Source organism: Campylobacter concisus, from assembly GCF_002913945.1.
GTDB lineage: Bacteria > Campylobacterota > Campylobacteria > Campylobacterales > Campylobacteraceae > Campylobacter_A > Campylobacter_A concisus_P.
Window position 1 is genome coordinate 1 of sequence record NZ_POZK01000026.1, and the last position, 8,291, is coordinate 8,291.

The 8,291-nt window shown below is 37.8% G+C and carries 9 protein-coding genes; 2 read left to right on the forward strand and 7 right to left on the reverse strand.

Annotation, left to right across the window (positions count from 1 at the left end; genetic code table 11):
• Positions 1-232 precede the first annotated feature (232 nt).
• Genes truA through glmU form a run of 7 tightly spaced genes read right to left on the reverse strand, consistent with a single transcriptional unit; the run spans position 233 to position 6,605 of the window.
• The gene (gene truA, locus CYP64_RS05945; RefSeq protein ID WP_103649046.1) at positions 233-964 is read right to left on the reverse strand and encodes a tRNA pseudouridine(38-40) synthase TruA; all 732 of its coding nucleotides are present in this window, start codon (positions 962-964) and stop codon (positions 233-235) included.
• Positions 964-1,992: an LptF/LptG family permease gene (locus CYP64_RS05950; RefSeq protein ID WP_103649047.1), complete on the reverse strand. Its 1,029-nt coding sequence runs from the start codon at positions 1,990-1,992 to the stop codon at positions 964-966. Before CYP64_RS05950 ends, truA begins: the two co-directional genes overlap by 1 nt.
• A complete protein-coding gene (locus tag CYP64_RS05955; RefSeq protein ID WP_103649079.1) occupies positions 1,985-2,773 on the reverse strand; it encodes a prepilin peptidase in 789 nt (262 codons plus the stop codon). The genes CYP64_RS05950 and CYP64_RS05955 overlap by 8 nt, the downstream gene beginning before the upstream one ends.
• A 7-nt stretch (positions 2,774-2,780) precedes the next feature.
• Positions 2,781-3,452, reverse strand: a complete 672-nt coding sequence (gene uppS, locus CYP64_RS05960) for a polyprenyl diphosphate synthase (protein WP_103649048.1) — start codon at positions 3,450-3,452, stop codon at positions 2,781-2,783.
• A 3-nt stretch (positions 3,453-3,455) separates the two neighbouring features.
• Entirely contained in the window at positions 3,456-4,142 is a 687-nt protein-coding gene (locus CYP64_RS05965; protein WP_103649049.1) for a hypothetical protein, read from the reverse strand.
• Positions 4,139-5,311, reverse strand: a complete 1,173-nt coding sequence (gene coaBC / locus CYP64_RS05970) for a bifunctional phosphopantothenoylcysteine decarboxylase/phosphopantothenate--cysteine ligase CoaBC (protein ID WP_103649080.1) — start codon at positions 5,309-5,311, stop codon at positions 4,139-4,141. The genes CYP64_RS05965 and coaBC overlap by 4 nt, the downstream gene beginning before the upstream one ends.
• Positions 5,298-6,605: a bifunctional UDP-N-acetylglucosamine diphosphorylase/glucosamine-1-phosphate N-acetyltransferase GlmU gene (gene glmU, locus CYP64_RS05975; protein ID WP_103649050.1), complete on the reverse strand. Its 1,308-nt coding sequence runs from the start codon at positions 6,603-6,605 to the stop codon at positions 5,298-5,300. Before glmU ends, coaBC begins: the two co-directional genes overlap by 14 nt.
• Positions 6,606-6,741: 136 nt before the next feature.
• Between glmU and CYP64_RS05980 the strand changes: the two genes are divergently transcribed.
• Both CYP64_RS05980 and CYP64_RS05985 read left to right on the forward strand, forming a co-directional pair.
• Positions 6,742-7,509 carry a motility protein A gene (locus CYP64_RS05980; protein WP_021091276.1) on the forward strand — a complete coding sequence of 256 codons (768 nt, stop codon included), beginning with the start codon at positions 6,742-6,744 and terminating at the stop codon, positions 7,507-7,509.
• Positions 7,509-8,288, forward strand: a complete 780-nt coding sequence (locus CYP64_RS05985) for an OmpA/MotB family protein (protein ID WP_103649051.1) — start codon at positions 7,509-7,511, stop codon at positions 8,286-8,288. Before CYP64_RS05980 ends, CYP64_RS05985 begins: the two co-directional genes overlap by 1 nt.
• Positions 8,289-8,291: the final 3 nt, after the last annotated feature.

Genomic DNA, 8,291 nt, shown 5'->3' on the forward strand with positions numbered 1-8,291 from the left:
AATAAGTTCATCTAATAGATCTTGTAAAGTAATACTTCTTAAACTATCCTCTAAAGCTTCTTGTGCTTTTAGGAAGTGGGTGGTTAAGAGAGTTTCGATCTTGCCACCAAGCGGGCAGGCTTTAGGTTCTGGGTATTAATACAAAGCAGGGGGTAAACTAGCTATGAAATCCTAGCTTACAAGATTCTCTATTTAATATTTAAATAATCTTACTATTGAATATAATAAATACCTAGTTAAATTTATAAAAAACTCTATTTAGATAAAGTCCTTCAGCTGGAGCTGGGATACGCGTTAATGCGGGCCATCCGTTAAGTGAAGCATTGATGAGCTCACCGCCATTTTTTATACTTAAAGCTTTAAGTAGATTTGCAATCATAAGCCGTACTTGGGCGCGCAAAAAGCCATTCGCTTTAAAAACTATGATAGTTTGGTTTTTGTATTCATAACAAAATGCCTTAAAAATTTCTCGTACTGAGCTTTTTGTGTCACTTCCTGTTTTCATATAGGAGCTAAAATCATGCTCACCAACAAAATTAGATAAAATTTCATTTGCTTTTTTGATATCAAATTTTGGCAAAAAGACTTTATAATTTGAGCTAAAAACATCAAATTCTCCATGATCTATAATGTATCTATAAGACCTTGCTACGGCGTCAAATCTTGCTTGAAAATTTTCATCAACTAAATTTATACGTTTTATATGAATATTTGGGTGGGCATGGCGGTTGATTAGCTCTTTTAGATGCTCTAAATTTTTAAAATGATCGCCACAAATTACGCTTGAGCTTTGATTAATCGCATGAACGTTTTTGTCTGTACGTGAGCTAGAGACTATTTTTTCAAATATTCCAACGTGAGCTAGAGCACGCGAAAGCTCATCTTCTACACCATTTTCATGCGGCTGAGTTTGGGAGCCTTGAAATTTGGAGCCATCGTAGCTATAGATTAGTTGGATTTTCATTAGTATCTTCGCATGATCTTGGCTTTAAAAAGCAAAATTCCTGCCAATAAAAAAACAAAAAATATTAGCGGAATCGCAAGAGCTGGCTTTGATGAAAATAGCATTATGAGCGTAAAATACCCAAATAAAACGCCAAACGTACCAACATAAACCATGCCCTTTTCATATCTATAAGTAACGATGCCAAAGCTTATGGCAAAAAGTGTACTGGCAAGTGGAAATAGTGCAACAAGCACATATGTGCTAAGGTCTTTTCTTCTTTTTTCGCTACTATTTGCCTCCGCCCAGTACTCTTTTATACTGCCTATATCGCTTATCTCTTCACTTTGTGCAGTCCTTATTTTCATGGATTTGAAGTTGCTTTGATGATAAATTTCATCTTTTATGTCATACATTTTTCCATCTACTAAAGAGAGCTCAATGCTTTGATTTGTATTAGTGATCTTTGCATTTTTTGCAGTGATTAAGCGTTGGGAGTCTTTAATGTAAGGATTAAACATCACGATATCTTTATAGGTAGTGCCGTTGTTATCTTGCATTTCACTACCCACATAGACCATCCAGTCGGAGAATTTTTGTCCAAACTGAGTTGGTTTTAAATTTAGCTTTGCAACAGTCTTTTTATAATCAATAAAATTTACATTTAGCTGTGCGGCTATTGGTATCATTATGGTAGCGATTACAAGTAGAGCGGTGCTTAAAAATGCTGAAAATATTAAGAAAAATTTAGCAATCTTATTTGGTGAGCCACCAAGCGTAAAAATAACGATACTCTCGTTCTCTTTTGATAGCCTAAAAAGAGTCATCGCAAGTGATACAAAAAATGCGATAGGCACGACAAAAAGTAGCACGCGTGGAAGCATAAATGAGTAGAGTTTAAAAAGCTCACCAAAGCTGATTTCAATGTAAGAGGTGATGCGTGCGATCTGGATGAAAAATACGATCGACATGATCAAAAAAAGCGTACTAAATAGTGATGCAAAAGTCCCTAGGAAGTTAAACAAAAGATATCTATTCACTCTACTCATAAATAAACCTTAAAATTTCTAAAATTTGTTCTTTAAAAGCGTATGTAATAAGTAAGCCAAGACTTAAAAACGGTACAAAAGCCAGCTCATAGCCTTTTTTTTGAACGATCGCATAGACTGGAAGTGTAAAAAGCGCTGCAAGATAGATCGCCACTAGAGCCAGTTTGGCTGGCAAAATAGCTCCGATGATCGCTGCTATAAAGATATCTGCACTACCCATCGCTTCTTTTTTTATGGCAAAACTTACGACAAATCTAAGCACCCAAAAGATAAGTGCAAAAAGGAATAAATTTAAAATTTGGGCAAAATTTCCTTTAAATATAAAAAGCATCAGAGCGTAGATAAATGCGAAAAATAGCGCCGCAAAAAGAAGTGGATCTGGCACAGCTTTATATCTTATGTCTATGACGCTAAGAGCTAGCAGCATTATAAAGCAAAGCCCTAAAAATAGCGCGTAAAGCAGTGTTTCTACACTTAAAATTTCGCCGCACTCTTTAAAAAAACAGATCAAAAAAAGTATCCCAGAAACTAGCTCGATCACTGGATAGATGGGGCTTATTTTTTGCTTACAAAAGGCACATTTGCCACCTAAAAATAGCCACGAAAAAATTGGAACATTGTGATAAAAATTTAGCTTATGATCACAGTTTGGGCAATGAGAAGCTGGAAAATTTATGTTCTCATTTCGTGGCAAGCGATATATCAGCACATTTGAAAATGAGCCCACGCAGATGCCAAAAACAAAAGCAAAAACGGCAAAAAAGATGACTAAATTATCCATTATCTCGCTAAACTCCGCCAAATCTTCGCTCTATGTTTTTAAATTTACTAACGATGCTTGTAAGCTCATCCTTGCTAAAGTCAGGCCAAAGTGTTGACGTAAAAAATAGCTCCGCGTAGCTTGCTTGCCAAAGCATAAAATTTGAAAGCCTGCTCTCGCCACCAGTCCTAATGAGAAGATCTACCGGCTCACTCTCATCAAGTGCTGCATTTAGGCTTGCTTCACTTATCTCACAGCCTTCTAAATTTAGCTTTCTTGCGGCTCTAATGATTTCATCTTTTGAGCCGTAGTTTATAGCTAAATTTAATAATAAATTTTTATTCTCTCTTGTAGCGTTTTTGGTGATTTCTATCTCGTTTTTTAGCTCATCGCTAAATGGCGAAATATCGCCAATTGTGTTAAATTTGATCCCATTTTTTATAAAGTCAGCACGCTTTAAAATGAGAAATTTCTTAAGCAAAATCATCAAAAACTCGACCTCTTTTTGTGGTCTTTTCCAGTTTTCGGTGCTAAATGCATAAAGACTTAAAATTTTCACTCCATTATCGATACAAAATTCGCACATATCGCTTACTACATTTGCTCCGGCTTCGTGCCCATTTGTCCGCAAAAATCCACGTTTTTTAGCCCAGCGTCCATTTCCATCCATGATAATAGCAAGGTGGTTTAATTCATTCAATCTTTAGCCTTTTATATCAATAATTTGTTCTTTTTTGCTCCAAAGAGCACTCACATTTTGCACTGTTATGTTGGCGTTAAATTCTCTTTTTAGCAAGCTAGCTACATTATTAAATGGAGTTGCGATCTCGCATAAAGCTTCATCTTTAAATTTAAAAATAAGTGGAGCAAAATTTGAAAATATTAAAAAAATTTTCATATCATTCTCCTCTTTTTTTAGCTGAAAAACGCCGTTTATGCCATTATAAATAAATGGTATATGCACGACATTTTCTTGCAGAGCAAAGAGCATTTTCGCTAGCACTTTCATCTCGTCTTTCGTCTTAGCTTCACTTAAACTTTTAAATAAATGGTCATAAAACCACGATAAATTCTCATTTTCTATCAAATTTTCGATAAGATTTAGCCCATCTGCCAAGACATCTTCGTCTAAAATTCTTGGCTTTTCGTATAAATTTTTTATGACGATATTTTCGCCCTGGCTTTGCACCTCGCCCCAGTATCTCGAGGCTACGTTTAGCTCTTTTGCGCTTTTTGTGTTTAAATTTCTATTTGCAAAATTTAAAATGTATCTGTTAAAACCGATCTTTTGGCTTACTAAGATACTAAGCGGAAGTGACGAATTTATAGCTACTAACGGTGAATTTGCATTTTTTGCTATTTTTTGAATGCGAGAAATTTTCTCTATCATAAATTTGCCGCTAGCTCCACGATATGTCTTGCGATCTCGTCTTTTGCGGCAAGCGGCAGCAAAGTTTCATTATTTTTCGTGATAAAATTTATTTCATTTTGCTCGCTTGCAAAGCCATTTTTCTCACCCAATATATTTAGACAAACTGCGTCAAGCCCCTTTTGCTCTAGCATTGCTCTAGCGTTTTTGTGTGCGCTCTCGCTTGAGATTTCAAGCTTAAAGCCGATCTTTTTGCATTTAAACTCTTTTAAGCTTTGCAAAATATCGACATTTCTCTTTAGACTTAAGCTTAAAATTTCGCCAACGTCCTCTTTTTTTATCTTGCCATCAATTTTTGTCGGCATAAAATCACTTACTGCAGCACACATCACAAGTAAATTTGCACTCTCACACTCGCTCTTGCAAAGCTCTAAAAGCTCGCTACTTGAGCCAAATTTCAAAATCTCAAATGGCTCGTTTTTCGCTTCAAAGCTAGCAAGCAGCATAACATCAGCGCCAGCGTAGTAAAAAGCCCTCGCAAGCGCCATCGCCATCTTACCGCTTGAGAAATTTGTAATGGCTCTAACATCATCTATCTTTTCTGTCGTCGCGCCACCAGTGATTACTACTTTTTTGCCTACAAAAAGAGGCTTGCTAAGTCTTTTTATGACAGCTTCTACTATCATCTCAGGACTGGCAAGACCGCCCTTGCCAACATCGCCACAAGCTAGAGTTTTAAGAACCGGCTCAACAATTAAAGCACCGTTTTTCTTTAAAATTTCAAGTGAGTTTTGCGTCGCGAAGTGCTCGATCATATTGTTATTTGCAGCTGGAGCGACAACTAGGGGCACGTGTGAGGCGGCGATTAGTGTTTGCATGAAGACATTGTCACAGATGCCAGCTGTTAGCTTATTTATCGTATTTACCGAGGCAGGTGCGATGAGGACTAGATCCATTTTAGAGTAGGCTATGTGATTTACGCCGTCTTGCCAGTTTTGCGTTTGTGAGCTTAAAATTTTATGCTCACTTAGCGCCTCAAAGCCGCTTACACTGCAAAATTCAAGCGCTCCGTTACTTAAAGCCACATAAACATCAGCGCCTTGCTTTTTAAGCAGTGATAAAATTTCGAATGCCTTATAAAAGGCGATACTACCGCAAACGGCAAGTAAAATTTTCTTATTTTTTAACATCATCTTTGCCAAAGAATTTCTCAAAAAAGCCGCTTTTGTTTTCTTGTCGAGCTCTGCTAATCGCTAGCGCACCGCTTTCAACGTCTTTTGTGATGGTGCTACCAGCTGCGATGATGACATTATCAGCGATATTTACAGGGGCTACTAGCTGTGTATCTGAGCCAACAAAGACATTTTTGCCGATTTTGGTTTTGTATTTTGCTTTGCCATCGTAGTTGCATGTGATCGTGCCACATCCGATATTTGTGCCACTTTCTATCTCGCAGTCGCCAAGATAGCTTAAGTGTCCAGCTTTTACGCCATTTAAAACACCTTTTTTAACTTCGACGAAATTTCCTATATGTGTGTCAGAAATTTCAGAATTTGGCCTTATATGAGCTAGTGGGCCGATGTCTGAGTTTTTGATGACGCTGCTTTCTATCACCGATGAGCTTTTGATGATGCTCTCTGTGATGACGCACTCACCAAGAATGCTTACGTTTTCTTCGAGCACGCACTCGCCTTCAAATTTAGCCCTGCTATCTATGAAAATACTCTCAGGCATGCGCATCAAGACGCCAGCTTTCATCAAATTTTGCTTGATCTCATCTTGCATGATCTTTTCAGCAATGCTAAGCTGAAATTTATCATTTATGCCCATAAAATTTTGCTCATTAACATTTACTGCAACGCACTTTAAGCCCTTTTCATTTGCTATTTTTATGGCATCAGTTAGGTAGTACTCTTTTTGCGCATTTTGGTTGCTTATGAGCGGTAAAATTTGCTCTAGCGCCTCACGCTTAAAGCAGTAGCAGCCAGCATTTACGCTTTTTATGGCAAGCTGCGCTTCACTAGCATCTTTTTGCTCGACGATACCTTCAACTTTGCCGTTTTTTATGATGACTCTGCCGTAGCCAAAAGGATTTGCTGCTTCAAATGAGCTCATAACCACGTCTGCTTCGGCATTTGCTAGACGCATTAGATCGGTTGATTTTACAAGAGGCATATCGCCACAAGTTACAAGCACCTTTTCGCCGCTTAAATTTACGCTCTTTATCGCACCAGCAGTACCTGGGAAATTTGTGTGGTCTTGCTCAAAAATTTTAGTTTGAGGAAAAATTTCTTTTATCTTTTTGCTAATTAACTCTTTTTCGTAATGAAGCACGACACTAACGTCATTTGTTATCGCATAAGCTTGCTTTAAGATGTGAATAATCATTGGCTCACCGCAAAGTTCAAATAGAACTTTTGGGCGTTTTGATTTCATTCTGGTGCCAAGACCAGCCGCTAAAATTATGATTGAAGTATTGTTCATTTTTAAGCCTTTTAACGTTAAAAATTTCGCAGATTGTAGCAAAAAATGCCAAACATTTTTTTTAATTTAACGATTGTTTCAACAAAAAGCTAATAAAATAGCAATTCTTAAGAATTTATAAATAAAGCGAGTTTAAATGGATTTAGGAACCGTCGTCGGCTGGGTTTTGACCCTGGTGCTTTTGTTTGGATCAATGGCGATAGGCGTTGGTATAGGACCATACATCGATATCCCTTCTGTGATGATCGTTTTTGGTGGTACTATCGGCGTTATGATGGTTGGCTTCAAGATGGAGACGCTTAAAGGAATTGGTAAATTTTATGGCATTGCTGTTAAGCCATCAGTCGTAGTAAATTTGCCTGAGACTATAAAAAAAATAGTCGATTATTCAACTAAAGCTAGACGTGATGGTATCTTATCGCTTGAAAGCGAAGTAAATAATGAGACAAATCAGTTTTTAAAAAGAGGCCTCTCAATGGCGGTCGATGGCAATGAGCCAGATGCGATCAGAGCGCTTTTGGAGATCGATATCGATCAAACTAGTACAAGACATTCAAATAATATTAAAATTTTTGAGCAAGTTGGCGGTTTTGCGGGTGCGATGGGTATGATCGGAACGCTAATCGGTCTTGTTGCGATGCTTCTTAACATGTCAGATCCTAGTGCGATCGGCCCATCAATGGCGGTTGCCTTGCTTACGACACTTTATGGTGCGATGATAGGTAACATCATAGGTGCGCCTGTGGCAAATATCCTCTCTATTCGCGATGCTGATGAAGCACTTGAAAAACAAGTCGTACTTGAGGGAATTATGTCGATACAAGCGGGTGATAATCCAAGAACGCTTGAAGCTAAACTCTTAGCATTTTTACCACCAAAAGATAGAAAAAGTCAGTTCGAATAATGGGTAAGTTAATAAAACCAGAAGAGTGTCCAAAATGTATGCCTGAGTGGCTAGCTGCTTTTGGCGACCTTATGTCACTTTTGCTTTGTTTTTTCGTTTTATTGCTTTCTATGGCGACAATGGATGCTAAAAAGATGGAGGCTGCCGTTGGCTCACTAGCTGGTGCATTAAGTGTGCTTGAAGGTGGTGCTAGACCTGAAAATCAGATAGAAAAAGAGACGGATCCAGAAAATACTCGTGCAAAAAAGATAAGCAAGCAAAAGGGCTCACAAAGTGAGCTAAATATGAATGTTAAAAAGATAAATGAATTACTAGCTGCTAGCGGGGCACCTGAGATCACTATGGAAGAGAGTGAAGATGGCTTTATCGTAAGGCTTCCAGCAACTATGCTTTTTGAGAAAGATAGTGCTGAAATTTCTGGCGAAGATGCGAAGCTGTTTTTAAAACGAATAGGCATGATTGTTGCGAAAATGCCTAATGATGTAAAAGCCGATATTATCGGCCATACAGATAATATAGAACCAAGCAAAGACTCAGCTTATAAAAATAACTGGCAGCTCTCAACTGCAAGGGCTTTAAGCGTGGTTGAAGAGCTAATTAACGATGGCGTACCACAAAATAGAATAATAGCTTCTGGCAAAGCTTCGTTTGATCCGATCGCTAGTAACAGCACAGAAGATGGCAGAGCTAAGAATAATAGAGTAGAAATTCACTTCATATCGCTTGAGCCAAAAAATAAAGAGGCTACTAAGAAAAGTATCCTTGATATGAGGAATTAGTCG

What these genes read in the sequence shown, in the direction of transcription:
- CYP64_RS05950 (WP_103649047.1), bottom strand. Translation starts at nt 1,992, where the DNA reads ATGAGTAGAGTGAATAGATATCTTTTGTTTAACTTCCTAGGGACTTTT.
- glmU (WP_103649050.1), bottom strand. Translation starts at nt 6,605, where the DNA reads ATGAACAATACTTCAATCATAATTTTAGCGGCTGGTCTTGGCACCAGA.
- truA (WP_103649046.1), bottom strand. Translation starts at nt 964, where the DNA reads ATGAAAATCCAACTAATCTATAGCTACGATGGCTCCAAATTTCAAGGC.
- CYP64_RS05965 (WP_103649049.1), bottom strand. Translation starts at nt 4,142, where the DNA reads ATGATAGAGAAAATTTCTCGCATTCAAAAAATAGCAAAAAATGCAAAT.
- CYP64_RS05980 (WP_021091276.1), top strand. Translation starts at nt 6,742, where the DNA reads ATGGATTTAGGAACCGTCGTCGGCTGGGTTTTGACCCTGGTGCTTTTG.
- CYP64_RS05955 (WP_103649079.1), bottom strand. Translation starts at nt 2,773, where the DNA reads ATGGATAATTTAGTCATCTTTTTTGCCGTTTTTGCTTTTGTTTTTGGC.
- CYP64_RS05985 (WP_103649051.1), top strand. Translation starts at nt 7,509, where the DNA reads ATGGGTAAGTTAATAAAACCAGAAGAGTGTCCAAAATGTATGCCTGAG.
- coaBC (WP_103649080.1), bottom strand. Translation starts at nt 5,311, where the DNA reads ATGTTAAAAAATAAGAAAATTTTACTTGCCGTTTGCGGTAGTATCGCC.